This is a genomic window from Serratia sp. CY27727, from assembly GCF_052169275.1.
Lineage (GTDB): Bacteria > Pseudomonadota > Gammaproteobacteria > Enterobacterales > Enterobacteriaceae > Serratia > Serratia sarumanii.
The window spans coordinates 146182-172721 of the sequence record NZ_JBJNLB010000002.1; the positions used below are offsets into that span (position 1 = coordinate 146182).

General features: G+C 61.1%; 27 protein-coding genes. 21 read left to right on the forward strand and 6 right to left on the reverse strand.

Annotated features, from left to right (window positions below):
* The first annotated feature begins 4 nt into the window (after positions 1–4).
* Positions 5–982 carry a DNA adenine methylase gene (locus ACJ8HB_RS05610; RefSeq protein WP_072021616.1) on the forward strand — a complete coding sequence of 326 codons (978 nt, stop codon included), beginning with the start codon at positions 5–7 and terminating at the stop codon, positions 980–982.
* Positions 983–1031: 49 nt separating this feature from the next.
* On the opposite strand, the gene pdxR is transcribed toward ACJ8HB_RS05610, so the two are convergent.
* Positions 1032–2483 (reverse strand): MocR-like pyridoxine biosynthesis transcription factor PdxR, encoded by a 1452-nt coding sequence (gene pdxR, locus ACJ8HB_RS05615; RefSeq protein WP_047571176.1) that lies wholly within the window; start codon positions 2481–2483, stop codon positions 1032–1034.
* A 172-nt stretch (positions 2484–2655) separates the two neighbouring features.
* Here pdxR and ACJ8HB_RS05620 point away from each other — a divergent pair, with 172 nt between their 5' ends.
* Together ACJ8HB_RS05620 and ACJ8HB_RS05625 are read left to right on the forward strand one after the other, a co-directional pair.
* Positions 2656–3651, forward strand: coding sequence for a DMT family transporter (locus ACJ8HB_RS05620; protein WP_047571178.1), 996 nt, complete (start codon positions 2656–2658; stop codon positions 3649–3651).
* Positions 3652–3807: 156 nt separating this feature from the next.
* Positions 3808–4437, forward strand: coding sequence for a CatB-related O-acetyltransferase (locus ACJ8HB_RS05625; RefSeq protein WP_033653746.1), 630 nt, complete (start codon positions 3808–3810; stop codon positions 4435–4437).
* A 34-nt stretch (positions 4438–4471) separates the two neighbouring features.
* Here ACJ8HB_RS05625 and ACJ8HB_RS05630 read toward each other — a convergent pair whose 3' ends face one another.
* Genes ACJ8HB_RS05630 through ACJ8HB_RS05640 form a run of 3 tightly spaced genes read right to left on the reverse strand, consistent with a single transcriptional unit; the run spans position 4472 to position 7428 of the window.
* Entirely contained in the window at positions 4472–5989 is a 1518-nt protein-coding gene (locus tag ACJ8HB_RS05630; RefSeq protein ID WP_033648067.1) for a tripartite tricarboxylate transporter permease, read from the reverse strand.
* 11 nt (positions 5990–6000) lie between these two features.
* Positions 6001–6432, reverse strand: a complete 432-nt coding sequence (locus ACJ8HB_RS05635; protein ID WP_033635360.1) for a tripartite tricarboxylate transporter TctB family protein — start codon at positions 6430–6432, stop codon at positions 6001–6003.
* 15 nt (positions 6433–6447) lie between these two features.
* Complete coding sequence (locus ACJ8HB_RS05640; protein WP_033635359.1) at positions 6448–7428, reverse strand: Bug family tripartite tricarboxylate transporter substrate binding protein; 981 nt, start codon at positions 7426–7428, stop codon at positions 6448–6450.
* A gap of 360 nt (positions 7429–7788) precedes the next feature.
* Between ACJ8HB_RS05640 and ACJ8HB_RS05645 the strand changes: the two genes are divergently transcribed.
* The 3 genes from ACJ8HB_RS05645 (at position 7789) to ACJ8HB_RS05655 (ending at position 10281) form a co-directional block, all read left to right on the forward strand.
* Positions 7789–8034 carry a hypothetical protein gene (locus ACJ8HB_RS05645; RefSeq protein WP_223307145.1) on the forward strand — a complete coding sequence of 82 codons (246 nt, stop codon included), beginning with the start codon at positions 7789–7791 and terminating at the stop codon, positions 8032–8034.
* Between the two features lie 167 nt (positions 8035–8201).
* Entirely contained in the window at positions 8202–8876 is a 675-nt protein-coding gene (gene tctD, locus ACJ8HB_RS05650) for a transcriptional regulator TctD (RefSeq protein ID WP_033648064.1), read from the forward strand.
* The gene (locus tag ACJ8HB_RS05655; protein WP_033635356.1) at positions 8863–10281 is read left to right on the forward strand and encodes a sensor histidine kinase; all 1419 of its coding nucleotides are present in this window, start codon (positions 8863–8865) and stop codon (positions 10279–10281) included. The genes tctD and ACJ8HB_RS05655 overlap by 14 nt, the downstream gene beginning before the upstream one ends.
* On the opposite strand, the gene ACJ8HB_RS05660 is transcribed toward ACJ8HB_RS05655, so the two are convergent.
* Complete coding sequence (locus tag ACJ8HB_RS05660) at positions 10278–11198, reverse strand: DMT family transporter (protein ID WP_047571181.1); 921 nt, start codon at positions 11196–11198, stop codon at positions 10278–10280. The two genes, ACJ8HB_RS05655 and ACJ8HB_RS05660, sit on opposite strands and share 4 nt — an antisense overlap.
* 117 nt (positions 11199–11315) lie before the next feature.
* On the opposite strand from ACJ8HB_RS05660, the gene ACJ8HB_RS05665 reads away from it, so the two are divergent.
* From ACJ8HB_RS05665 to hisP, 15 genes are all read left to right on the forward strand, one after another.
* Positions 11316–12089: an AraC family transcriptional regulator gene (locus ACJ8HB_RS05665; protein WP_033635354.1), complete on the forward strand. Its 774-nt coding sequence runs from the start codon at positions 11316–11318 to the stop codon at positions 12087–12089.
* Positions 12090–12142: 53 nt separating this feature from the next.
* Complete coding sequence (pdxB, locus tag ACJ8HB_RS05670; protein WP_047571184.1) at positions 12143–13264, forward strand: 4-phosphoerythronate dehydrogenase PdxB; 1122 nt, start codon at positions 12143–12145, stop codon at positions 13262–13264.
* 110 nt (positions 13265–13374) lie between these two features.
* Positions 13375–14385 carry an aspartate-semialdehyde dehydrogenase gene (locus ACJ8HB_RS05675; protein ID WP_047571186.1) on the forward strand — a complete coding sequence of 337 codons (1011 nt, stop codon included), beginning with the start codon at positions 13375–13377 and terminating at the stop codon, positions 14383–14385.
* Positions 14385–15206, forward strand: coding sequence for a tRNA pseudouridine(38-40) synthase TruA (gene truA / locus ACJ8HB_RS05680; RefSeq protein WP_033635351.1), 822 nt, complete (start codon positions 14385–14387; stop codon positions 15204–15206). Before ACJ8HB_RS05675 ends, truA begins: the two co-directional genes overlap by 1 nt.
* A 78-nt stretch (positions 15207–15284) precedes the next feature.
* The gene (locus tag ACJ8HB_RS05685; protein ID WP_019453745.1) at positions 15285–15947 is read left to right on the forward strand and encodes a DedA family protein; all 663 of its coding nucleotides are present in this window, start codon (positions 15285–15287) and stop codon (positions 15945–15947) included.
* Positions 15948–16179: 232 nt separating this feature from the next.
* Positions 16180–17088, forward strand: a complete 909-nt coding sequence (accD, locus tag ACJ8HB_RS05690) for an acetyl-CoA carboxylase, carboxyltransferase subunit beta (RefSeq protein WP_025303691.1) — start codon at positions 16180–16182, stop codon at positions 17086–17088.
* A 191-nt stretch (positions 17089–17279) separates the two neighbouring features.
* A complete protein-coding gene (gene folC, locus ACJ8HB_RS05695) occupies positions 17280–18545 on the forward strand; it encodes a bifunctional tetrahydrofolate synthase/dihydrofolate synthase (RefSeq protein ID WP_047571189.1) in 1266 nt (421 codons plus the stop codon).
* Positions 18546–19283 (forward strand): cell division protein DedD, encoded by a 738-nt coding sequence (dedD, locus tag ACJ8HB_RS05700; protein ID WP_047571191.1) that lies wholly within the window; start codon positions 18546–18548, stop codon positions 19281–19283.
* Positions 19284–19517: 234 nt separating this feature from the next.
* Positions 19518–20018 (forward strand): colicin V production protein, encoded by a 501-nt coding sequence (gene cvpA, locus ACJ8HB_RS05705; RefSeq protein WP_004936119.1) that lies wholly within the window; start codon positions 19518–19520, stop codon positions 20016–20018.
* A gap of 21 nt (positions 20019–20039) precedes the next feature.
* A complete protein-coding gene (gene purF, locus ACJ8HB_RS05710; RefSeq protein WP_033653751.1) occupies positions 20040–21557 on the forward strand; it encodes an amidophosphoribosyltransferase in 1518 nt (505 codons plus the stop codon).
* Positions 21558–21688: 131 nt separating this feature from the next.
* The gene (locus ACJ8HB_RS05715) at positions 21689–22261 is read left to right on the forward strand and encodes a UbiX family flavin prenyltransferase (RefSeq protein ID WP_033635347.1); all 573 of its coding nucleotides are present in this window, start codon (positions 21689–21691) and stop codon (positions 22259–22261) included.
* Positions 22262–22565: 304 nt separating this feature from the next.
* Positions 22566–23348, forward strand: coding sequence for a histidine ABC transporter substrate-binding protein HisJ (gene hisJ / locus ACJ8HB_RS05720; RefSeq protein WP_033635346.1), 783 nt, complete (start codon positions 22566–22568; stop codon positions 23346–23348).
* An 82-nt stretch (positions 23349–23430) separates the two neighbouring features.
* Positions 23431–24117 carry a histidine ABC transporter permease HisQ gene (locus tag ACJ8HB_RS05725; RefSeq protein WP_033635345.1) on the forward strand — a complete coding sequence of 229 codons (687 nt, stop codon included), beginning with the start codon at positions 23431–23433 and terminating at the stop codon, positions 24115–24117.
* Positions 24114–24818 carry an ABC transporter permease gene (locus tag ACJ8HB_RS05730; protein ID WP_047571193.1) on the forward strand — a complete coding sequence of 235 codons (705 nt, stop codon included), beginning with the start codon at positions 24114–24116 and terminating at the stop codon, positions 24816–24818. The genes ACJ8HB_RS05725 and ACJ8HB_RS05730 overlap by 4 nt, the downstream gene beginning before the upstream one ends.
* Before the next feature lie 21 nt (positions 24819–24839).
* Entirely contained in the window at positions 24840–25613 is a 774-nt protein-coding gene (gene hisP, locus ACJ8HB_RS05735; RefSeq protein ID WP_004936098.1) for a histidine ABC transporter ATP-binding protein HisP, read from the forward strand.
* Positions 25614–25620: 7 nt separating this feature from the next.
* Here hisP and ACJ8HB_RS05740 read toward each other — a convergent pair whose 3' ends face one another.
* The gene (locus tag ACJ8HB_RS05740; protein WP_033648057.1) at positions 25621–26535 is read right to left on the reverse strand and encodes a TIGR01777 family oxidoreductase; all 915 of its coding nucleotides are present in this window, start codon (positions 26533–26535) and stop codon (positions 25621–25623) included.
* Positions 26536–26540: the final 5 nt, after the last annotated feature.

Sequence of the window (26540 nt, forward strand, 5' to 3'; positions counted from 1 at the left end):
ATTTATGCAGGTATATGAGAAAGAAACATTAGAAATGCTTAATAAACAGTCTATTAGGCGTAGCCTAGGGATGCCTGTCATTCCTTCTGATGTTTCACCATTTCGCTATCCTGGTGGAAAAGGCAAGCTCTCAAAGTTTCTTGCCTTATTTATCATCACAAATCAACTTCAAGGATGTAAATTGGTTGAACCTTTTTGCGGTGGGGCTGGAGGAACTTTGCCTCTGTTGCTTACAGGTTTAGTCGATAAACTTGTTCTTAATGATGCCAACCCAGCTGTTTCTGCTTTTTGGGAGACGCTCAAGCTTAATCCTGACGCTTTAATCAATCGGGTGGAAAAAGAAGAAATAAGCATAAATAGATGGCATCATTGGAGGGAAGTCTATTTTGAGAGAAATAATGTTTCTCAAGAGGAAAAAGGTTTTTCTGCTCTGTTTCTAAATAGAACAAACCGTTCTGGCATGTTTCATGCGGGCCCTATTGGTGGGCGGGCACAATTAGGCGATTATTTACTTAATTGCCGCTTCACTCGCTCAACACTAATTAATCGGATAAAAAAAATTGTAGCTGTATCTGATAAGCTGATAGTCACAAATAAAGATGCTATTGATGCTATATCTCGACTGTCTGCTAATGACTTTATATATGCCGATCCTCCATATGTTAAAGAAGGTAAGAATATTTATAATGCCTTCTGCTTTTCTGAAGTTCAACACCAACGATTTGCTAGCTCTTTGAAGCGAAAAAAAGCACATTGGTTACTTTCCTATGATGACCATCCACTTGTTCATAGGTTTTACTCCAAGTCAGGGATAAACATTATTGAGTTAGGATATGCCATCAATAAAGCTCGAGTTGGTCAAGAGCTTTTAATAGCATCTGCAAATTTAAGACAGCCTATTATTGCCAATGTGTCGAGCTTTGATAAAACCACAATGGATAATAATGATGTATTGCTACATCGAGCTGAAGGTAAAACCTAGCAATATTAAATCAAAGTTTTTATTAAAGTGATTTTAATATTTTATTTCACTACTTTAACACCTCCTCAATCGCCCGGCACAGCCGGGCGATACCTTCTTCAATCTGCGGCGGTGAGTTGGCGGCGAAGTTCAGCCGCAGGCCGTGCGCGCCCAGCTGTTCCTGCGCATAAAAGCATTCGCCGCGTGCGAAGGTTACGCCGTGCCGCCAGGCGACCGGCATCAGTTCGGTGGTGGTCACCGTCGCCGGCAGCGTCAGCCAGATAAATAAGCCCCCCTGCGGCGTTTCGAAGCGGCACCCCGGCGGCAGCCGCCGTTGCAAGGCATCAATCATCACCTCCAGATGGCGGCGGTAGACGCGCCCGGCGCGCCGCAGCTGCTTGTCGTAACGGCCGACGGTGACGAACGCGTCCAGCGCCCGCTGGATCAGGCTGGAACTGGTGAAGCTGTCGACGTGTTTCAGCCTGGCGAAACGCTGATAGTGTTCGCTGTCCGCCACCAGATAGCCGATGCGCATGCTGGGCAGCAGCATTTTGGAGAAGGTGCTGACGTAGATCACCGCGCCCGGCTGCGCCAGCGCGCGCAGCGACGGCAGCTGTTTGCCCTGATAACGCAGATCGCCGACGAAGTCGTCTTCCAGGATCACCACGCCGGCCTGTTGAGCGATCGCCAGCAGGCGTCGCCGCCGCGCCTCGCTCAGGCAGCGGCCGGTCGGGTTGTGGAAGTTGGGGATGGTGTAGATCAGTTTGGGGCGGTGGCGTTCTAACAATTCCGGCAGCAAATCCACCCGCATGCCGTGTCGGTCGCCCGGTACGGTGACGATATTGACGCGGTGCTGGCGCAGCAGGCCCAGCGCTTCGGCGTAGGTCGGCTCTTCGACGATCGCCGTATCGCCCGGCGCCAGCAGGCTTTGCACCACCAGGCTGATGGCGTGCTGCGAGCCGTTGGTGATCAGCACCTGTTCCGCCTGCGTGGGGATGCCCTGTGCGCTGAGAATGCGGCTCAGCGTATCGCGCAGCGGGTAGTAGCCGCAGTATTCCCCGTAGCTGAAGGCCTCTTCCGCGTGGCGGCTGAGCACCGACAGCAGCACTTTGCGAAACGCCTCCAGCGGAAACACCTTAGGGCTGCCGACGCCGGCGGCGAAGTTGATCAGCCCCTCCGGCAGCGGGGCGTCGGCGCAGCCGTCCAGCCGCGAGGTGAGGGTGGTGAAGCTCTCCAGCGGGAAAGGGGCATCGCTGCTCGGCCGGGCCGGGCGCGTTTGCGCCTGCGGGTGCGCGACATAGGCGCCGCTGCCGCGCCGCTGATGCAAAAAGCCCTTGGCCGCCAGTTCGGCGTAGGCGTTATCCACCGTTAAACGGCTGACCGCCAGTTCGGCCGCCAGCGTGCGCGTCGAGGGCAGTTTGTCGCCATCGACGAATACGCCGGTGAGGATGGCGCGCCGCAGCGCTTCTTCGATCTGTAAATAGAGCGGAACGTCCTGCTCGCGATCCAACGGGATATGCATGGGAAATTGGCCCGGTTATGGAGAGAGATTTTTACTATACCCCATGTCAACAGGGCTTCAAGCGCAGAAAAGTGGCCTGCATGACAACGCCGCAAAGTGGCTATAGTGAGAAAAAATGGCCGCGTTACACTGTGCGCCTGAGCATTTATGTCGCCATTTTTCCGAGGATCTCATGTCATTACCGTCAGGCGTTTCCGCCCGGCCGGCGCTGCCCGGCGCGCGCCTCTTTCAGGGCAGCAGCCAGGGTTACGTCATCGCCATTATCAGCGCCATGCTGCTGGCCTTTACCGCCATCATCATCCGCGCGCTGACCGAGTACTATCACCTGCCGACCTTCGTGCTGGCGTTCTGGCGCGCGGCGCTGGTGGCGCTGGTGCTGTTGCCGCTGCTGTTGCTGGTGAAACCGCAGTGGGCGCGCCTGCGCCGTAAACAGGTGGCATTCTACGCGCTTTACGGGCTGCTGCTGGCGCTGTTCAACAGCCTGTGGACGCTGTCGGTGGCGCTGAACGGCGCATCGGTGGCGACCATTCTGACCTACTGTTCGGTGGGCTTTACCGTGTTCCTCGGCTGGGTGATGTACAGCGAACGCCTGACGCTGCGCCAATTGCTGGTGATCGCCATCAGCCTGGGCGGCTGCTTCCTGGTCAGCAACGGCGACAGTATGGGGAACAGCCACTTCGATCTGTTGGGGCTGCTGGTGGGGATGCTGTCGGGCATCGGCTATACCCTGTATACCCTCGGCGGGCGGGTGGCCAGCGAACGCGGCTATCCGGTGTGGAACACCATCCTGTACGTGTTCGGTTTTTCGGCGCTGTACCAATTGGTGTTCAACGCGGCGCTGACGGCGTTCCCGCTGGCGGCGTTCCACGGCATGGCCGGCTCCCTGTGGTTCCTGTCGCACGGCGCGCAGGGCATTCAGTGGAGCGGCTGGCTGTTGCTGCTGGCGCTGGCCGCCGGGCCGACGCTGCTGGGCTTCGGGCTGTACAATATCAGCCTGAAAACGCTGCCGCTGGCGGTGGCCAACCTGATCCTGTCGCTGGAGCTGGTGTTCACCGCGGTGATCGCCTATTTCCTGCTGGGGGAAAACATGAATCAGCTGCAGCTGCTGGGCAGCGCGCTGGTGATGGGCGGGGTGCTGCTGTTGAAAAGCAAGACCGCCGAGGCGTGATCGGCTACCATTACGCCTCGCAAGAGAGGCGGCAATGATGAATAACCCGAGATTGAAACGAGCGCTTATCGCTTGAATGGCCGTGTTGAGTGAACGACAACACGGCCACAGACATTCCGTTCCGTGGCTTTTATTCCCGTAACCAGAGAATACGCCATGTCCGAAAAACACTGGTCCAACACCGAGCTGCTGCATCAGACGGTGACCAACCCGAATATTATCGTCAAAGGCACCCACAGCTACTACAGCGACTGCTGGGATAACGGCTTCGAACGCTCGGTTGTGCGCTATCTGCACGGCGACGCGGTCAGCCGGCAATGGCAGCCGCTGGGCGACATAGACCGCCTGCTGATCGGCGATTACGTGTGCATCGCGGCCGAAGCGGTGATCCTGATGGGCGGCAACCATACCCATCGCATCGATTGGCTGAGCCTGTATCCGTTTATGGCAACCATCAAGCAGGCGTACCGCCCCAAAGGCGATACCCGGCTGGGCGACGGTTGCTGGATCGGCATGCGGGCGATGCTGATGCCGGGAATCTCGATAGGTGAGGGGGCGATCGTCGCCGCCGGCAGCGTGGTGGCCGGCGATGTTGAGCCTTATGCCATCGTCGGCGGTAATCCGGCGAGGTTTATCCGTTGGCGGTTCGCGCCGGAGGTCATCGCGCGGTTGCTTGCCTTGCGCCTCTATGACTTGTCGGAGGCGGACTTTACGGTGATTCAGCCCCTGCTCGCCGATGGCGATATCGATGCGTTGGAAAGGGGAATTGCGGCCTTGCGCCGTTAAACGAAACGGGCGGGGATTCCCCGCCCGTTTCGCGTTACTCGGCCTTGGCCTCGATCGCCGATTGGCGGCGTTTGCGCATCAGGCGCAGCAGCGGCGGCAGCGCCAGTACCGCGACCGCCAGCACCAGCAGCGTTTGCGCGATGCTGCTGCTCCACAGGATGCCGAACTCGCCGTTGCTGATCGACAGCGCGCGACGCAGATTCTGCTCCAGCATCTCACCCAGCACGAAGCCCAGAATCAGCGGCGACATCGGGAAGTGCATTTTCCGCAGGATGTAGCCGAACACGCCCAACCCGACCATCAGCAGCAGGTCGAAGGTGGTGCTGTGCACCGCATAAACCCCCACCGCCGAAACCGCGGCGATCGCCGGCACCAGGAACCACAGCGGGATGGTCAGCATGCGGGTGAACAGGCCGACCAGCGGCAGGTTCATGATCAGCAGGATGACGTTGGCGATCAGCAGCGCCGCGATCAGCCCCCAGACGATATCCGGCTGTTCGGTGAACATCGCCGGGCCGGGGGTGATGTTATACAGCGTCAGCGCGCCCATCATCACCGCCGTGGTGCCGGAACCCGGCACCCCCAGCGTCAGCATCGGAATGAACGAACCGCAGGCCGAGGCGTTGTTGGCCGCTTCCGGCGCCGCTACGCCGCGGATGTCGCCCTTGCCGAAGGTGTCGCTGTTGCCGCTGATTTTCTTCTCGGTCATGTAGGTCAGCGCGCTGGCGATAGTGGCGCCGGCGCCCGGCAGAATGCCGACGAAGAAGCCGATCACCGACGAGCGCAGGGTAGGGCCTGCGCACTGCGCCGCCTCTTTGCGGTTGAACAGCAACCGGCCGGTTTTACGCACCAGCTTTTGTCCGGCGCTGGTGCTTTCCAGCATCAGCAGGATTTCGCTGACCGAGAACAGGCCGATCACCACCACGATAAACTGCACGCCGTCAGAGAGGTGCACGCTGTCGAAGGTAAAGCGGTAAACGCCGGTATTGGCGTCGACGCCCACCGTCGCCAGCCCCAGGCCGATCAGCGCCGCCAGCAGCGATTTCAGCGGGTTCTGGCTCATCATGCTGCCGAGGCAGGCGATGGCGAACACCATCAGGGCGAAATACTCCGCCGGGCCGAAGGCCAGCGACCAGCGGGCCAGCAGCGGCGCGAACAGGATGATGCCGCCGATGGCGATCATCGAGCCGACGAACGAGCTGACCGCCGAGATGGACAGCGCCACGCCGGCGCGCCCCTGCTGCGCCATCGGGTAGCCGTCCAGCGCGGTCATGATCGCCGCCGCGTCGCCCGGCACGTTGAGCAGAATCGACGAGATGCGCCCGCCGTACTCGCAGCCGATATACACCGTCGCCAGCAGGATCAGCGCCGATTCGGCCGGCAGCTTGAGGGCAAACGCCAGCGGCAGCAGGATCGCCACGCCGTTGATCGGCCCGAGGCCCGGCAGCAGGCCGACGATGGTGCCGACGAAGCAGCCGATCAGGGCGATAATCAGGTTCTGCGGCACCAGCGCCACTTCGAACCCTTGGGTCAAATACATCCAGGTATCCATCATCGCTCCCGTTAGCTCAGCCAGGCGCCGAGCGGCAGTGTGACATCAAGAAGGCGGTCAAAGGCGTAATACAGCACTGCGCCCATGACGACGCCGGAGATCGCCGCCGCCGGCAGGCTGGCCTGAAACAGCAGGCCGATGCTGAACGTCAGCAGCGCGGTCGCCAGCGGGAAGCCCAGCCATTCAAAGCCCCAGGCATACAGCACCAGGGTGATCACCAGCACCAGCAGCCGCTGCAGCACCTTGTTGTGCGGCCACTCCACCGCCTGCGGGCGGCGCAGCAACAGCAGGGCCGAGCACAGCGCCATCAGGCTGAGGATCGCCAGCGGGAACGGGCGCGGCCCCAGCGGTTCATAGCTGTATTCGCTTTGGATGCCCCAGCCGATGAACAGCCCGCCGATACACAGCAGCAGCCAAAAGCCGGCAAAAATACGATCGCTCATGGTTTTCCCCTGCGGTTATTTGGCCAGGCCGAACACTTTCGCCTGCTCACGGTACTGGGCAACCTGATTCTTCACGTAGGCGTCCAGCTCTTTGCCAGTCATGTTGAATTCGAACAGGCCGCGCAGATCGCGCTGCTGCTTGAATTCGTCGGTCGCCATCATTTTCTGGAAGGTGTCGATCCACCACTGATACTCTTCATCGCTGACTTTCGGCCCGACGTAGAAGCCGCGAATAATCGGCCACACCAGGCTGTATCCCTGTTCTTTGGCGGTCGGAATGTCGGCCAGTTGGCCCGGCAAACGTTGCTCGGCATACACCGCCAGGACGCGGATCTTGTCGCCCTGCAGGTAAGGCACCATCTCGCTTAGATCACCGGAGACCGCCTGGATATGGTTGCCGAGCAGCGCGGTAACCGGCTCGCCGCCGCCTTCGAACGCCACGTAGCGCATCTTGCGCGGATCCACGCCGACTTCGCGCGCCAGCAGCGCGGTTTTCATCCAGTCCTGGCTGCCGATGGAGGCGCCGGCGCCGAATACCACGCTGTTGGGATCTTTTTGGAAGGCGTCCATCAGGTCTTTCAGGGTTTTGTAAGGCGAGTCGGCGCGCACCGCGATCATGCCGTAGTCGGTACCGACCGCCGCCAGCCATTTCACGTCGTCCACGTTGTAGCGGCCGAACTTGCCCTGGGCCAGATTGAGCAGCGAACCGCCGGAGAAGGCCACCACGGTGCCGAACTCCGCCGGGCGCTGCGCGACGATGGCGTTGTAGGCCACCGCGCCGACGCCGCCGGGCATATAGGTGACGCGCATCGGTTTATCGATGGCCTTGGTGTCCTGCAGCGACACCTGAATCAGCTTGCAGGTCAGATCGAAGCCGCCGCCGGGCTTGGCCGGCGCGATGCATTCGGTGCGTTTGGGCGCTTCCACGGCAAAGGCCTGATTGGCTGCCAGCAGCAGGGCGGCGGCGGTAAAGGTACGGGTCATTATTTTTTTCATTGTGACTTGCCCTCGGTATTGTTCTGATTGTGAAATCCCGCCGGGTGCGGTTGCAGGATTGTTAAAACAACAACCTTTCATTTACCTTTCAGTGGCCGGAAAAGTTTCCAGTCTGTGATTAGGGTCTCTTGTCGCCGGCGAATAACGGATGCGCTACCATAGAAAAGCGGGCAAGAACAGGGCGCAAAACCGGGCAAAATCCTGCGTAATATCAGGTTTGCCGTTCTGCTTTCGCGATAAAATCACGATCGGTGAAATGAATAGAGACGCAGTGATATGTTTTCGTTAGGGAAATTGTTTGGTGGCAGGGACAGCGCCAAAGTAGGTGCGATTAAACGGTTGCCTGAGGTTTACGCTGAAATGACGGGAAAAACCGGGCAGTGCCGTTTAAAGCGACTGCGTGCCGACGTTGGCGTTTTTGAGCTGCATTTCGTCAACGCCGACGGTGAAAAATATGCTTGCCAGATGACCGCCTGCGTGACCGGCATCGATCTGGTGTTTGCCGTCAACAACCGCTCCGTGCTGGTTTCTTCACCGTTTACCGCCGACAAACTGCGCCCGGTGCTGGACATCGCCGTTGCCGATAGCCCCATTCCGCTGATCTGACTCCGCCCTGCGATCGCGCCCCATACGCATAATTGTGTGCCAGCTCCCAAAACTGGCGGCGCGGCGCTCTTTTATCCCCTTATTTTCCATGCCATTCTCTGTTATCGGCCTGTTAACAGGCGCCGTGTCGGCGTCAGGTTGTTCAGGTAAATCAATGGAATGGGAACATGCGACTGTTATTGGTTGAAGATCACCCCGAGCTGTCTCACTGGTTGCAAAAGGCGCTGACTGGCGCCGGCTTTGCCGTTGACGTCGCCCCGGACGGCGTGGCGGCGGATCACCTGCTGCTCAACGAACGCTATGCGCTCGCGGTGCTGGATGTGGCGCTGCCGCGTATGAACGGCCTGGATTTGCTGGCGCGCCTGCGCAAGCGCGGGCAGGATCTGCCGGTTCTGCTGCTGACGGCACGCACCGACGTGGCCGACCGGGTGAAAGGCCTGAATCTGGGGGCGGACGATTACCTCACCAAGCCGTTCGAACTGGACGAGCTGGAAGCGCGCATCCGGGCGCTGCTGCGCCGCAGCGTCGGCGCCCCGCAGCCGGCGTTGCAGTACGGCGCGTTGACCTATCACGACGAAGGCTATTTTCTGCTGGAGGGCAAGCCGCTGGCGCTGACGCCGCGCGAACTGGCGGTGCTGACCGCGCTGATGCACCGGCGCGGCCGCCCGGTGGCCAAGCAACAGCTGTTCGAACAGGTGTTCACGCTGTCCGACGAAGCCAACCCGGAGAGCATCGAGCTTTACGTACACCGCCTGCGGAAAAAGCTGCAGGGCAGCGACGTGGCGATCGTCACGCTGCGCGGCCTGGGCTACAGCCTGGAGCTGTGCAATGCGGTGGTTTAACGCGCCGCGTTCGCTGTTCTATCAACTGCTGCTGTTTTTTGGCCTGCCGTTGCTGGCGTTGGGCGGCATCTCTATCTACACCCACTATTTCAGCGCCATGAGCGCCGCCACCCTGGCTTACGATCGCACGCTGCTGGCGTCGGCGCGCACCGTGGCGGAGCGGCTGGTGGTGCGCGAAGGCAAGCTGGCGGTCGATGTGCCCTATGTGGTGCTCGACAGCTTCGAGCGCAACATGAACGATCAGCTGTATTACGAGGTGATTTCGCCGCAGGGGAAAAGCATTTCGGGCTATGACGATTTGCCGCCTTTGCCGCCCCATATCCCGCGCTCCACGCTCTACCCGGCGCTGGTGCATTTTTACGATGCGGAATACCTCGGCCGGCCGATCCGCGTGGCGGCGCTGTTTCAACCGGTCAACGAGTCGGGGGTGAGCGGCATGGCGACCATTTTGGTGGCGGAAACCCTGGAGTCGCGCCGTTACCTGGCGCGGCAGATGATGATCGCGGCGCTGTTGAGCCAGGGCACGGTGGTGGTGTTGACCCTGATCCTGGCGTTCGCGCTGCTCAAGCGGGTGTTGAAACCGATGCGTAAACTCTCCGGCATCATGCTGCGGCGCGATCCGGGTGAGCTGACGCCCTTGCCGCGGGTATTGCCATGGTCGGAGATGCAGCCGCTGCTGGTGGCGTTCAATCGTTACATCGAACGGCTGCGGCTGATGGTGGCGCGTCAGGAACGTTTCAGCGCCGACGCCTCCCACCAGCTGCGCACGCCGCTGGCGGTGTTGAAGACTCAGGTCGGGGTGGCGCTGGCCAGCGATCGGCCGCAGCAGTGGCGTGAAAGCCTGCAGGCGATGAGCGCGACGCTGGATAATACCGTGGCGCTGACCGATCGCCTGCTGCACCTCTCACGCCTGAAGGCCAGCGAGCACCAGGCCGAGCGCCAGCTGCAGCCGGTCAATCTGGCGCAGGTGCTGCGCGACGCCTGCTTTTCCCGCTTGCCGCAGGCGCGCAGCAAACAGATCGATCTGGGTTTCGAAGGCGAGGCGGCGTGTCAGGTGGCGGGGGAGCCGCTGCTGTTGGCCGAACTGTGTGCCAATCTGCTGGACAATGCGCTGAAATACACGCCGCGTCAGGGGATAGTGACCGCCCGCCTCACTCAGGATAAGGCGGCGGGGGAAGGCGTGCTGGAGATTGAAGACAGCGGCCCCGGCATCGCCTTGCAGGATAAGGCGCTGGCGTTGCAGCCGTTTCACCGGCTGGACAACGTGGGCGATCAGCCGGGCGCCGGCCTGGGGCTGGCACTGGTGAAGGACATCACCGCCTATCACGGCACCCGCCCGGAGCTGCTGAGCTCCGCCGCGCTGGGCGGCCTGTTGGTGCGGGTGCGCTTCAGGCTGCTGCCTTAAGCCTGTTCTTTGCAGGACTCGACGTTGGCCGCCGGGGCTTTGGTTTTACGCGTCAGCGGCGTGCGCAGCCGCTGCGACAGGATAACGCCCAGCAGGGTGATGCCGCCGCCGATCAGGTGGTAACCGTGCAACTGCTCATGCAGGAACAGCACGGCGATAGCGGCGGTAAACACCGGCGCCAGGTTCATGAAGATCGAGGCGGTGTTGGCGCCTAGGCGCATCACGCCCTGGATCCACAGGAACGGGGCGATGATCGAAGCCGGAATGCCGGCGAACAGCACCAGCGGCAGGTTATGGCCATTCAAGCCGACATCCTGCGCCATCAGGAAATTAGGCAGCAGCAGCAGCACGCCGAATAGGATCTGCACGTACAGCGATTGCCAGTTCGGCAGCGCGATGGCCCAGCGTTTGGTCAACACGCCATACAGCGCGTAAGAGGCGGTGGCGAGCAGCATCATCAATTCCCCCTTGCCGATACCGTGCTGCAGCAGCACGCCGGGCTGGCCGCCGCTGACCAGCCAGATCAAACCGCCGAAGGAGAGTATGCTGCCGAGCAGTACGCCGACGGTCGGGGCAATGCGCAGCAGCACGATGCTGATCAGGATGGTCAGCAGCGGGATCAGCGACACGATGATGCCCATAAACAGCGCGCTGACGCTGTGCGCCGCGTAATAGGCCAGGCTTTGATACAGCACCATGCCCAGCAGGCCGAGGATCATCAGCTTCCACCAGTTGGCGCGCACCTGCGCCCAGTTGCGCAGCACGCCCGGCAGCACGAACGGCGTCAGGGCAATCAGCGCCAGCAGCCAACGGTAGAGCGAAATGGCCGCCGGATCGATGGCGGTGGCGGAGAGTTTGCTGACGACGGCGTTAATCGACCAAATCAGCACGGCCAACAGCGGGAAGAGCATATTCATGATAATTATTCTCAATAACGTCCAACATGCTGGCTAGTCTACGCGTGTCCGGTTTATCATATATAGCGATATCCAGACAAAAATTGGCGTAAACAAGACAAATCACGGGACGAAACCATGCCAGAAATCCGCCATTTCCCCGAGTCGCTGATCCCGGCACCCAACCCGGTGCAGTTCCGCTGCGAGGAGTTCAATGCGCGCACCGAATTCCAGCCGCACAGCCACACCTGGGGCCAGTTGATGTGGGTTAAAGCCGGGGTGATGGTGCTGCGCATCGGCGGGCAGCGCTTTCTGGCGCCGCCGGAGTTCGTGCTGTGGGCGCCGGCGGGCATCGAACACTCCTGTTACAACCAACGGCTGGCGCAGTGCCGCATGGTGGACATCACGCCGGCACTGTGCGCCGGCATGCCCGCCGATCCCTGCCTGGTGAGCGTGACGCCAATCTTCCGCGCCATCGCCGAGGATTTCTATGCGCGCAAACAGTACATTCCGCAGGCGGAGGAGGATTTGCGCCTGTGCCAGGTGCTGATCGACCAACTGCGTCTGTCGCCGCGCCAGCAAACCTATCTGCCGTCGTCGGACGACAAGTTTTTGGCGCCGGTGCTGGAAGCGTTGGAGCACTGCCCGGCGGACAACACCTCGCTGGCGGCGTGGGCGGCTCGGGTCTACACCACCGAGCGTACGCTGTCGCGCCGCTGCCAGCAGGATCTGGGCATGTCGTTCAGCGAATGGCGCCAGCGTCTGCGTTTCCTGCACGCCGTGTCGCTGCTCGAGCAGGGCAAGACGGTGCAGGACGTGGCGCTGGACGTCGGCTACAGCTCCGCGTCGGCCTTTATCGTCATGTTCCAGCAGATCGCCGGCACCACCCCTGAGCGCTTTCGCCGTGCATGATTCAGTGGCACACTATTTCGCAGACAAATAGCCGTAAACCGTCGGAGAACGCAGTGAAAATTCTGGTTGATGAAAATATGCCGTACGCGGCCGAGCTGTTCAGCCGCCTGGGCGACGTGCAGGCGGTGCCGGGCCGCCCGATCCCGCGCGAGGCGCTGGCGGATGCCGATGCGCTGATGGTGCGTTCGGTCACCAAGGTCAATGAAGCCTTGCTGGCCGGCTGCCGCATCGGCTTTGTCGGCACCGCCACCGCCGGCACCGATCACGTCGATGACGCCTGGCTGCAACGGCAGGGCATCGGCTTTTCCGCCGCGCCGGGCTGCAACGCCATCGCGGTGGTTGAGTATGTGTTCTCAGCCTTGATGCTGCTGGCCGAGCGCGACGGCTTCCACCTGCGGGATAAAACCGTCGGCATCGTCGGCGTGGGCAACGTCGGTTCGCGCCTGGACGCGCGCCTCAAGGCGCTGGGCGTGCGCACGCTGCTGTGCGATCCGCCGCGCGCCGATCGCGGCGACGCCGGGGAATTCTGGCCGTTGGAGAAGCTGGTGGCCGAGGCCGACGTGCTGACCTTCCATACGCCGCTGAATAAATCCGGCCCATACCATTCGCTGCATCTGGCGGACGCAGAGCTGCTGGCAGCGCTGCCGGACAACCGCATTCTGATCAACGCCTGCCGCGGGCCGGTGGTGGACAACGCCGCGCTGCTGCAGGCGCTGGAAAAAGGCAAAAAGCTGAGCACGGTGCTGGACGTGTGGGAACCGGAGCCGGATCTCTCCTTGCCGTTGCTGGCGCGGGTGGATATCGGCACTGCGCACATCGCCGGGTATACGCTGGAAGGCAAGGCGCGCGGCACCACCCAGGTGTTCGAGGCGTTCAGCCGCCATCTGGGGCAGCCGCAGCAGGTGGCGCTGGCCTCGCTGCTGCCGGTGCCGGAGTTCAGCCAGATCCGCCTCAACGGGACGCTGGATGAAGCGCGGTTAAAACGATTGATGCACTTGGTGTATGATGTGCGCCGCGATGATGCGCCGCTGCGCAAAGTCGCCGGGCAACCGGGCGAATTCGATCGCCTGCGCAAGCACTACCAGGAGCGCCGCGAGTGGTCTTCGCTGGCCGTGCAATGCGATGACAGCGCCAGCGCCGAGCTGCTCGGCAAGCTGGGCTTCAGCGTGGCATAGCGCGTAAGGTTGTCTTAAGCCAACGCCGCTACAGTGAGCGGCAAAGATTATCGGGCGGTGGCTGCACTGCCCGTCTGCTTTTATGAATGAAATACTCTGGAGAAAACCCGATGTCTGACGGCTGGAATATCGCGCTGCTCGGCGCCACTGGCGCGGTAGGTGAAGCGTTGCTGGAATTGTTGCAGGAACGCCAGTTCCCGGTGGGTGAGCTCTATCCTCTGGCAAGCGAACGCAGCGCGGGCGCCAATGTGCGCTTCAACGGCAAGTCTCTTTTGGTGCAAAACGCCGAAGAGTTCGACTGGTCGCAGGCGCAGCTGGCCTTCTTCGTCGCCGGCAGCGAAGCTTCCGCGCGCTATGCCGAAGAAGCCGGCAACATGGGCTGCCTGGTGATCGACACCAGCGGCCTGTTCGCCATGGAGCCGGATGTGCCGCTGGTGGTGCCGGGCGTTAACCCGCAGGTGCTGGCGGATTACCGCAACCGCAATATTGTGGCGGTGGCCGATAGCATGGTCAGCCAGCTGCTGACGGCGATCAAGCCGCTGACCGAACAGGCGGGGCTTTCGCGCCTGCACGTCACCACGCTGATGTCGGTATCGTCGCGCGGCAAGGCGGCGGTGGACGACTTGGCCGGCCAGAGCGCGCGCCTGCTGAACGGCATCCCGGCGGAGGAAGGCGTTTTCGGCAAGCAGCTGGCGTTCAACCTGTTGCCGCTGATTGCCGACGAGCAGGGCAGCGTGCGCGAAGAACGCCTGATCGTCGATCAGGTGCGCAAGGTGCTGCAGGATGAAGGGCTGCCGATTTCGGTGAGCTGCGTTCAGTCGCCGGTGTTTTACGGCCATGCGCAGGTGGTGCATCTGGAAGCGCTGCGCCCGCTGTCCGCCGAAGAGGCGCGCAGCGAGCTGGAAGAGGTCGAGGACATTCAGCTGAGCGAAGAGGACGATTACCCGACTCAGGTCACCGACGCCTCCGGCAGCGATGCGCTCAGCATCGGTTGTCTGCGTAACGATTACGGCATCCCCGAACTGCTGCAGTTCTGGACGGTGGCGGACAATGTGCGCTTCGGCGGCGCGTTGATGGCTGTCGAAACCGCCGAGCGTTTGGTGCAGGAGCAGATGTACTGATGTCTGAGGTGGTCTCGCCCGCTCAGCCGACGCTGAAGATCGCGCTGGGCATCGAATATGACGGCAGCCGGTACTACGGCTGGCAGCGGCAGCAAGAAGTGGCCAGCGTGCAGCAACGCCTGGAGCAGGCGTTGAGCAAGGTGGCGGATGCGCCGATTAGCGTGCTGTGCGCCGGGCGCACCGACGCCGGAGTGCACGCCACCGGGCAGGTGGTGCATTTCGAAACCACCGCGCGCCGCAAGGACGCCGCCTGGACGATGGGGGTGAACACCCATCTGCCGCCGGACATCGCGGTGCGCTGGGTGAGCCCCGTCGCCGACGATTTCCATGCGCGCTTCAGCGCCACCGCGCGCCGCTACCGCTACATTATTTTCAACCATCGCTACCGGCCGGCGGTGCTGCAACAGGGGGTGACGCACTTTTATCACCCGCTGGACGCCGATCGCATGCACCGGGCGGCGCAGGCGCTGCTGGGCGAGAACGACTTCACTTCGTTTCGCGCGGTGCAGTGCCAGTCGCGCACCCCGTGGCGCTGCGTAAAACACGTTAAGGTTACGCGCTACGGCGAATATATTGTGGTAGATATCAAGGCGAATGCCTTTGTGCATCACATGGTTCGCAACATCGTCGGCAGCCTGATGGAGATCGGCTGCGGCAATCAGGATGAGAACTGGATGGCCGAATTGTTGGCGTTGAAGGATCGCAATCTGGCGGCGGCGACGGCGCGAGCCGAGGGGCTGTATCTGGTTGCCGTGGATTATCCCGACCACTTTGGTCTACCGCGGCCGCCGATGGGGCCGCTGTTTTTGCCCGACGATTAAACGCCGGCACGCCTGAACGCGTCGCTCCCTTGTGCTTCTGCCGGGTGATTGAAATACCCGGTATCAATGAGAAAATTTATGGACATCATCAAGTTTATTATTGATTTCATTCTGCATATTGATGTGCACCTGGCCGAACTGGTCGCACAATACGGCATGTGGGTCTACGCTATTCTGTTCCTGATCCTGTTTTGCGAAACCGGTCTGGTGGTGACGCCGTTCCTGCCGGGGGATTCTTTGCTGTTTGTCGCCGGCGCGCTGGCGGCGTTGCCGACCAACGATCTGAACGTGCACACCATGGTGGCGTTGATGGTGGTGGCGGCGATCCTCGGCGATGCGGTGAACTACACTATCGGGCGGTTGTTCGGCGAGAAGTTGTTCAGCAACCCGAATTCGAAAATTTTCCGCCGCAGCTACCTGGACAAAACGCACCAGTTCTATGAGAAGCACGGTGGAAAAACGATTATTCTGGCACGATTTGTGCCGATCGTGCGTACTTTTGCGCCGTTCGTCGCCGGTATGGGGCATATGTCCTATCGCCACTTCGCCGCCTACAACGTGATTGGCGCACTGGTTTGGGTGCTGCTCTTCACTTATGCTGGCTACCTGTTCGGCGATCTGCCGGTGGTGCAGGAGAACCTGAAACTGTTGATCGTCGGGATCATCATCGTTTCGATTCTGCCGGGCGTGATTGAAATTTGGCGCCACAAGCGCGCGGCCGCCCGCCAGCAAAAACAGTAAAAACATCGCTTAACCTGTCGGTTCGACCAGTTTTTTGTCCACAGCGTCGGGCCGATATGGTTTAATGAGCGACATTATGGTCTGTTCCTGCGAACAACCCTGAAGCCGATGCCTCAGTCGCCGCGCTTGCCGCGCCGCGAACGGGCATTTTTTCATTGGGGTGTTTTCAGGGGGATTGTTAAAGCATGAACAGCGGACTGGCGTGTGCCAGGTTCAAACAGAAAGGTCATCGATGAGCTGGATTGAACGAATTCTTAACAAGAGCAATATCACACAAACCCGTAAGGCGAGCATTCCTGAAGGGGTCTGGACCAAATGCGACAGCTGCGGCCAGGTTCTCTACCGCGCCGAGCTGGAGCGTAATCTGGAAGTGTGTCCGAAGTGCGACCACCACATGCGTATGGGCGCGCGCGCGCGTCTGCATACCCTGCTGGACGAAGGCAGCGAAGTGGAGCTGGGCAGCGATCTGGAGCCGAAGGACGTTCTGAAATTCAAGGATTCCAAGCGCTATAAAGATCGCCTGGTCGCCGCACAGAAAGCGACCGGCGAGAAAGACGCGCTGGTGGTGATGAAGGGCACGCTGTACGGCATGCCGATCGTCGCCGCCTCCTTCGAATTCGCCTTCATCGGCGGCTCGATGTCTTCCGTGGTCGGCGCGCGTTTCGTGCGTGCGGTTGAGCAGGCGCTGGAGGACAACTGTCCGCTGGTGTGCTTCTCCGCCAGCGGCGGCGCGCGCATGCAGGAAGCGCTGATGTCGCTGATGCAGATGGCGAAAACCAGCGCGGCGTTGGCCAAGATGCAGGAGCGCGGTTTGCCGTACATTTCCGTGCTGACCGACCCGACCATGGGCGGCGTTTCCGCCAGCCTGGCGATGCTGGGCGACATCAACATCGCCGAGCCGAAAGCGCTGATCGGCTTTGCCGGCCCGCGCGTCATCGAGCAGACCGTGCGCGAGAAACTGCCACCGGGCTTCCAGCGCAGCGAGTTCCTGATCGAAAAAGGCGCGATCGACATGATCGTTCGCCGTCCGGAAATGCGCCAAACGTTGGCGAGCATTCTGTCCAAGCTGACCAACCAGCCGCAGCCGCATTTCGATGAGGCCGCGCCGGTCATTGAGCCGGAGCCGCAGGCCGACGCCTGAGGCTAAGACAGATCCCGCCCGGGTTCAGCCGCCACTTTGTGGCTAAGTGACGGCTGATGCCCGTTCCCTGCCGGCCGTGGCCTATCTCGCTGCGGTTTGCAGGCTGGCGGCAGTCACGAAGCGCATCGCCTTTACCGCGGTGAGGGTGGTGCCCTGATGGATTAATGAACCCAAGTTCAGTGATGGGACTCATGCAAAACCACCAAATTCCTCAAGCCACGTCGCCATTGAGCTCGTGGCTTTATTATCTGGAACGTCTGCACAGCCAGGCGATCGAACTCGGCCTTGAGCGCGTACAGCGCGTCGCGGCGCATCTGGATTTACTGACCCCCGCCCCCACGGTGTTCACCGTTGCCGGCACCAACGGCAAAGGCACCACCTGTCGCACCCTCGAAGCCATTCTGCTGGCCGCCGGCCTGCGCGTCGGCGTCTACAGTTCGCCGCATCTGGTGCGCTATACCGAACGCGTGCGCATTCAGGGGGAAGAGCTGAGCGAAGCGGAGCACAGCCGCTCGTTCGCCGCCATTGAGGCCGGCCGCGGCGAAACGTCGCTGACCTATTTCGAATTCGGCACCCTGTCGGCGCTGCAGCTGTTCAAACAGGCGCGGCTCGACGTGGTGATCCTGGAAGTGGGCCTGGGCGGGCGTCTCGACGCCACCAACATCGTCGATCCGAGCGTGGCGGTGATCACCAGCATCGCGCTCGATCACACCGACTGGCTGGGCAACGATCGCGAAAGCATCGGCCGCGAGAAGGCCGGCATTTTCCGCAGCGGCAAGCCGGCGGTGGTGGGCGAACCCGACATGCCGGACAGCATTCGTCAGGTTGCCGAAACGCTGGGCGCGCCGCTGTATCGCCGCGGCGAAGCCTGGAGCTTCAGCGAGCAGGGCGATCGCTGGCAGTGGCAGGGCGGCGACACGCTGCTGACCGATCTGCCGACGCCGAACGTGCCGCTGGCCAACGCCGCTACCGCGCTGGCGGCGCTGAACTGCTCCCCGCTGGAAATCGACGAACGCGCGATCTTCACCGGGCTGCAGCAGGCGACGCTGCCGGGGCGTTTCCAGATCGTGCGGCGGGAGCCGACGCTGATCCTCGACGTGGCGCACAACCCGCACGCCGCCGGCTATCTGGCCGGGCGTCTGGCCAAACTGCCGCGCGACGGCGGCAAGGTGCGCGCGGTGGTGGGCATGCTGTCGGACAAGGATATCGCCGGCACGCTGGCCTGCCTGAGCGAGCAGGTGGATGAATGGTACTGCGCGCCGCTCGACGGGCCGCGCGGCGCCAGCGTCGAACAGCTGGCGCAACATCTGAAGGAACCGCGCCGCTTTAATGATGTCGAAACTGCCTGGCGGCAGGCTATGCAGGATGCTGATAAACAGGATATTGTGATCGTCTGTGGATCGTTCCACACCGTGGCGCAGGTGATGGCGGCGTTAGACGAGATGCGGGGAGTGTGAGTGGCGAGTAAATTTCAGAACCGACTGGTCGGAACCGTGATTCTGGTGGCGCTGGGGGTGATCATCCTGCCAGGGTTGCTGGACGGCAAAAAGAAGCATTACGAGGATGAATTTGCGGCCATTCCGTTGGTGCCGAAACCGGGCGATGTCGAAGAGAACGACGTGCTGCCGCCGGTGACGCAACCGCTGCCGGCGCAGCCGCCGGAAGGGGCGGGCGCGCTGGTCGAGCAGCAGGCGGCCAATGAAGCGGCGGCGCAACAGGCGGTGCGGCAGAGCGCTCAGCAGCCGACGCAGGTGGCGCCGCCGCCGGTCGAGACGCGTCCTCAGCCGGTGCCGCAGCCCAAGCCGAAACCGGTGGAAACCAAACCGGTGGAAGTGAAAACGAAACCGGCACCGCAACCGAAGCCGGTGGAAGTGAAGCCGACGCCGAAACCTGAGCCGACGCCGAAACCTGAGCCGGCGCCGCAGCCGAAACCGGCGGAAGAAAAAGCGCCGGCAGGGCAAGCCTATGTCGTGCAGCTCGGGGCGCTGAAGAACGCCGCCAAGGCGAACGAGATTGTCGCCTCGCTGCGCCTCTCGGGCTACCGCGCCTTCACCGTGCCGTCAACGCCGGTGCAGGGGCAGATAACCCGCATCTACGTCGGCCCGGACGCCTCCAGGCAGAAGCTGCAGGCGGCGTTGCCGTCGCTGAACTCGATCAGCGGGCTGAGCGGGCAGGTGAAGCCGTACGGCCGTTAAACCCCGCAGGGGCGCAGCACGATGCGCCCCTGAATGAAGGAGTGGTGGAGAGAAAGCGAGAAAAACCGCGCCTTTTACAGGCGAAATCACCTATGTAGGCGCGGCGATTGAGAATTTTTTGATCGCCGCTTTTTATTTGTAACGTGGTAGGAAATCCCCTACGCAAACGTTTTCTTTTTCTGTTAGAATTCGCCGCGAATTGGATGCAGGGGCGATTCATCATTGGAATAGTTCATGGTCTGGATTGATTACGTCATTATAGCGGTAATTGGATTTTCGGCTCTGGTGAGCCTGATCCGAGGGTTTGTTCGCGAAGCATTGTCACTTGTGACATGGGGATGTGCGTTTTTTGTTGCCAGCCATTTCTACTCTTACCTTGCGGTCTATTTCACTCGTTTTGAAGATGAACTGGTGCGAAACGGCATCGCGATCGCGATTTTGTTCATCGCGACCTTGATCGTAGGGGCTATTGTTAACTATGTGATTAGCTCACTGGTAGAGAAAACCGGGTTGTCGGGCACCGACCGGGTGCTGGGCATCTGCTTCGGCGCGCTGCGCGGAGTATTGATCGTCGCGGCGATCCTGTTCTTCCTGGATACCTTTACCGGCTTTTCACAGAGTGCCGACTGGAAACAGTCGCAGCTCATTCCCCAGTTCAGTTACGTCATCAGGTGGTTCTTTGACTACCTGCAGAGCACGTCGAGTTTCTTGCCGACCCAATTGCCGGGGCGGTAGCGCTGATGAGGAAAAGACAACATGTGCGGTATTGTCGGTATCGCCGGTTTCATGCCGGTAAACCAGTCGATTTATGATGCGCTGACGGTGCTTCAGCACCGTGGCCAGGATGCCGCAGGCATCGTCACCATTGACGCCCACAACGGGTTCCGTTTGCGCAAAGCCAACGGCCTGGTGAAGGATGTGTTTGAGGCGCGCCATATGCAACGCTTGCAGGGCAACATGGGCATTGGCCATGTGCGTTACCCGACGGCCGGCAGCTCGAGCGCCTCTGAGGCCCAGCCTTTCTACGTCAACTCGCCGTTCGGCATTACGCTGGCCCACAACGGTAACCTGACCAACGCCCATGAGCTGCGCCAAAAGCTGTTCGAAAGCGGCCGCCGCCATGTCAACACCACCTCCGACTCGGAAATCCTGCTGAACGTGCTGGCCAGCGAGCTGGACCGTTTCCCGCACTACCCGCTGGAGGCCGACAACATCTTTACCGCGGTCGCCGCCATGCATCAGCAACTGCGCGGCGCTTACGCCTGCGTGGCGATGATCATCGGCCACGGTCTGCTGGCGTTCCGCGATCCGAACGGCATTCGCCCGTTGGTGATCGGCAAGCGCACGCTGGAGGATGGCCGCAGCGAGTACATGGTGGCTTCCGAAAGCGTGGCGCTGGATACCCTGGGCTTTGAGTTCCTGCGCGACGTGGCGCCGGGCGAAGCGGTGTATATCACCACCAAGGGCCAGCTGTTCACCCGCCAGTGCGCAGAGAATCCGAAAACCAACCCGTGCCTGTTCGAATACGTTTATTTCGCGCGCCCGGACTCCTTTATGGACAAGATCTCGGTCTACAGCGCCCGCGTGCGCATGGGCCAGAAGCTGGGCGAGAAGATTGCCCGCGAGTGGGAAGATCTGGACATCGACGTGGTGATCCCGATTCCGGAAACCTCCTGCGACATCGCGCTGGAGATCGCGCGCATTCTCGAGAAGCCCTACCGCCAGGGCTTTGTGAAGAACCGCTACGTCGGCCGCACCTTCATCATGCCGGGCCAGCAGGCGCGTCGTCAGTCGGTGCGCCGCAAGCTGAACGCCAATCGCGCCGAGTTCCGCGACAAGAACGTGCTGCTGGTGGATGACTCCATCGTGCGCGGCACCACGTCGGAACAGATCGTCGAAATGGCGCGCGAAGCGGGCGCCAAGCGGGTGTACCTGGCTTCCGCCGCGCCGGAAGTGCGTTTCCCGAACGTTTACGGCATCGACATGCCGAGCGCCAACGAACTGATCGCCCACGGGCGCGAAGTGGATGAAATCCGCCAAATCATCGGCGCCGATGGGCTGATCTTCCAGGATCTGGACGATCTGATCGAAGCGGTGCGCGAAGAGAACCCGGACATCACCCAGTTCGAATGCTCGGTGTTCAACGGCATCTACGTGACCAAAGACGTCGATCAAAGCTATCTGGAATACCTGGAGTCGCTGCGCAACGACGACGCCAAGGCGCTGCGGGTGCAAACCGAAGCGGAAAATCTGGAACTGCATAACGAAGGCTAACCGCCTGCGTTGATCCATCAGGGTGCATCGCCGCGTCTGCGGCGGTGCGCCTTGCTCCTCTGACTTGCTTATCCCTCGCCATTGCGGCAAAGTCTGCCTGATCTTACTTTTTACGGCAGAGGCCATTTTCCATGAAACGACTCATCATCGGCATTTCCGGCGCCAGCGGCGCTATCTACGGCGTGCGCCTGTTACAGGTTTTGCGCGACGTCGCAGAGGTGGAAACCCATCTGGTGATGAGCAACGCGGCAAGACAGACGCTGGCGCTGGAAACGCCGTACAGCCTGCGGGAAGTGCAGGCGCTGGCCGACGTGGTGCACGATGCGCGCGACATCGCCGCCGGCATCTCCTCCGGCTCCTTCAAAACCCTGGGCATGGCGATCCTGCCATGCTCAGTCAAAACGCTGTCCGGCATCGTCAACAGTTACAGCGACGGGCTGCTGACTCGCGCCGCCGACGTGGTGCTCAAAGAGCGCCGCCGTTTGGTGCTGTGCGTGCGGGAAACGCCGCTGCATTTGGGTCACCTGCGGTTGATGACCCAGGCGGCGGAGATGGGGGCGGTGATCATGCCGCCGGTGCCGGCGTTTTACCACCAGCCGAAAAGCGTGGAAGACATCATCGATCAGACCGTCAATCGGGTGATCGATCAGTTTGATATCGAACTGCCGGCCGATCTGTTCACCCGTTGGCAGGGCGTTAGTTAACATTTTAATCCCCAAATTGGTACATTTGTGCAACACCGCACTGAATTAGGGCGGCGCATGCACCATAATGATCCTACTTCATCACGTTCACTGTTTCATGGCGCCGCCTTGTCGCGGCTGCCAGTGGCGCGGCCCCGAGCGGCCGATTTAATTTTGCGGTTATCGTCCCAGGAAACAGTATTGTGAAGGCCGGAGCCGTTCCCTCCGCCCGTAGCACCTAATGTGGCACGATTACTGCAAATTGATTTGGTGGGGAAAAGTAATGCCCGTAGTGGCATCAAAAAAATCAATTTGAGGGTAATTTATGAAAAAGCTGGTTAAGGTTCTTCCTTTAGTCTTGGCTTTGGCGGCCGCAAACAGCGCATTCGCCGCTATCCCATCGACATTGAAGATCGGCACCGATCCGACTTATGCGCCGTTTGAATCCAAAAACGCCAAAGGCGAGCTGGTCGGCTTCGATATCGATTTGGCCAAAGAGCTGTGCAAACGCATAAATACCCAATGCACCTTCGTGGAGAGCGACTTTGACGCGCTGATCCCATCCCTCAAGGCGAAGAAAATCGACGCCATCATCTCTTCGCTGTCCATCACTGAAAAACGCCAGCAGGAAATCGCCTTTACCGACAAGCTGTATGCCGCCAACGCGCGTCTGATCGCGCCGAAGGGCTCCAAGCTGTTGCCTACCGTGGACGCCCTGAAAGGCAAGAGCGTGGGCGTGCTGCAGGGCACCACCCAGGAAGCCTACGCCAACGCCATGTGGCAGCCGAAGGGCGTCACCGTGGTGCCTTACCAGAACCAGGATCTGGTCTACGCCGATCTGGCGTCCGGGCGCATCGACGCCGCCTTCCAGGATGAAGTGGCGGGCAGCGACGGCTTCCTGAAACAGCCGCCGGGCAAAGACTACGCGTTCGCCGGCGAATCGGTGAAGGATGACAAATTCTTCGGCGTCGGCACCGGCATGGGGCTGCGCAAAGCCGATACCGAGCTGAAAGCGGCGCTGGACAAAGCCTTCGCCGAAATGCGCAAAGATGGCACCTACGATAAATACGCGAAAAAGTACTTCGACTTTGACGTCTACGGCGGGTAATCCGCTAACCGTTCCATGCTGTGACTGCGGGGCCGGTGTGCCGGCCCCGATGGTTCGGATCCTAGACCACAGGGTGAAGTAGATGCTGCAAGGCTATTCCCAACTGATTTTCGAGGGGGCTCTGGTGACGCTGGAGTTGGCCCTCAGTTCCGTATTGTTGGCGGTGGTGATCGGGTTGATCGGCGCCGGCGGCAAACTCTCCCACAACCCCCTTATTTCCGGCCTGTTCGGCGCTTACACCACGCTGATCCGCGGCGTGCCCGATCTGGTGCTGATGCTGCTGATCTTTTACGGTCTGCAAATCGCGCTGAACAATATCACTACGCTGCTGGGCTTCTCGCAGATCGATATCGATCCGCTCGGCGCCGGCATCATTACCCTCGGTTTTATCTACGGTGCTTATTTTACCGAGACCTTCCGCGGCGCTTATCTGGCGGTGCCGAAAGGGCAGATCGAAGCGGCGACGGCCTACGGCTTCAGCGGCGCGCAGATCTTCCGGCGCATTCTGTTCCCGGCGATGATGCGTTTCGCCTTGCCGGGCATCGGCAACAACTGGCAGGTGATCCTGAAGGCGACGGCGCTGGTGTCGATCCTCGGCCTGAACGACGTGGTGAAAGCCACGCAGCTGGCGGGGAAAGGCACCTATCAGCCGTTCTTCTTCGCCATCGTGGCCGGCGTGGTGTACCTGATCTTCACGACCGTTTCCAACGGCGTGCTGCTGTGGCTTGAACGGCGTTACTCACTGGGCGTCAAGAGGGCCGAGCTATGATCGAGATTTTGCAACAGTATTGGCAGTCGCTGCTGTGGAGCGACGGCTACCGTTTCACCGGCGTGGCGGTAACGCTGTGGCTGCTGATCGCTTCGGTGGTGATGGGCGGGCTGCTGGCGATCCCGATGGCGGTGGCGCGCGTCTCTTCCATCCGCTGGGTGCGTTTCCCGGTGTGGCTCTATACCTACGTGTTTCGCGGCACGCCGCTGTACGTGCAGCTGCTGGTGTTCTACTCCGGCATGTACAGCCTCGAGATCGTGCGCGGCAGCGAGTTTCTCAATGCGTTTTTCCGCAGCGGGCTCAACTGCACCATCCTGGCGCTGACGCTCAACACCTGCGCCTATACCACCGAGATCTTCGCCGGGGCGATCCGCTCGGTGCCGCACGGTGAGATCGAGGCCGCCAACGCCTACGGTTTCTCGCGCTTCAAGATGTATCGCTGCATCATTTTGCCTTCGGCGCTGCGCACCGCGCTGCCGGCCTACAGCAACGAAGTGATCCTGATGCTGCACTCCACCGCGCTGGCGTTTACCGCCACCGTGCCGGATCTGCTGAAGATTGCGCGCGACATCAACGCCGCGACCTATCAGCCGTTTTACGCTTTCGGCATCGCGGCGGTGCTGTACCTGATCATCTCCTACGTGTTAATCAGCCTGTTCCGCAAGGCTGAAAAACGCTGGATGGCACACGTTAGTCAATGATAAATGACGGGAAGAAAAACCATGTCTGAGAATAAATTAGCCGTCACGGAACTGCACAAACGCTATGGCGACCACGAAGTGCTGAAGGGCGTCTCGCTGGCGGCCAACGCCGGGGATGTGATCAGCATCATCGGCTCCTCCGGCTCCGGCAAAAGCACCTTTCTGCGCTGCATCAACTTCCTCGAGAAGCCGAGCGAGGGCTCGATCAGCCTGAACAACGAAGACATCCGCATGGTGCGCGACAAAGACGGCCAGCTGAAGGTGTTCGACAAGAAGCAGCTGCAGCTGCTGCGCACCCGCCTGACCATGGTGTTCCAGCATTTCAACCTGTGGAGCCACATGACGGTGCTGGAGAACGTGATGGAGGCGCCGGTGCAGGTGCTGGGGCTGAGCAAGGCCGACGCGCACGAGCGCGCGGTGCGTTATCTGGATAAGGTGGGCATCGATGAGCGGGCGCGCGGCAAATACCCGGTGCACCTGTCGGGCGGCCAGCAGCAGCGCGTCTCTATCGCCCGCGCGTTGGCGATGGAGCCGGAAGTGCTGCTGTTCGACGAACCGACGTCGGCGCTGGATCCCGAGCTGGTGGGCGAGGTGCTGCGCATCATGCAGAAGCTGGCGGAGGAGGGGAAAACCATGGTGGTGGTGACGCACGAAATGGAGTTTGCGCGCCACGTTTCCAACCACGTGATCTTCCTGCATAAAGGGTTGATTGAAGAACAGGGGCCACCGGCCGAGCTGTTCGGTAACCCCAAAAGCCCGCGCCTGCAGCAGTTCCTGTCCGGCGCGTTGAAGTAACGTCAGATCAGCGGGCTTCGGCCCGCTGATTAATCACGTCATCCAGCGCCTGCTCCAGCTCCAGATAGCGGAAGTGGAAGCCGGCCTCCTCCAGCCGCTTCGGCACCGCCCGCTGGCCGCCGAGCACCAGCACCGCCGCTTCCCCCATCAACAAACGCATGACGAACGCCGGCACCCGCAGAAACGCCGGGCGATCGAGCACGTTGGCCAATTGGGCGGCGAACTGCTCGTTATGCACCGGGTAGGGAGCGACCATGTTGAACGGGCCGGTGAGCGTGGCGTGATCCAGCAGATAAATAATGCCGTTGACCATGTCGTCGAGATGGATCCACGGCAGGTATTGGCGGCCGTCGCCGATCGGGCCGCCCAGCCCGAAGCGGAACGGCGGCAGCATTTTGGCCAGCGCGCCGCCCTGCGGCGCCAGCACCACGCCGGTGCGCAGCAGGCAGACGCGGGTGGCGTCGCTCTGCGCCTGCAGCGCCAGCGCTTCCCAGCGTTGGCACAGCTGGTGGGTGAATTCGTCGTGCGGCGGCTCCTCTTCGGTGACCACCGCCTGCCCCTGATCGCCGTAGTAGCCAACGGCGGAACCGGAAATCAGCACGCCGGGCGGCGTGCTGCCGGCCTTGATCAACTGCGCCAAGCGTTCGGTCAGATCCCAGCGGCTATGACACAGCCGCTGCTTCTGCTGTGCGCTCCAGCGCTTGTCGGCGATAGGTTCGCCCGCCAGATTGATCACCGCATCGAAGTCATCCAGCGACTGCCGGTCGTCCAGCGTGCGCCAATAGCTCGGCTGGTCGCCGAGCCGGGCCCGGGCCCGCCGTTCGTCTCGCGTCAGTACCGTAATATGGTGAGAAAGCGCCAGCAGCCTAGCCGTCAGGCTGCTGCCGATCAATCCCGTTGCGCCGGTGATCAGGATCCGCATGGTCG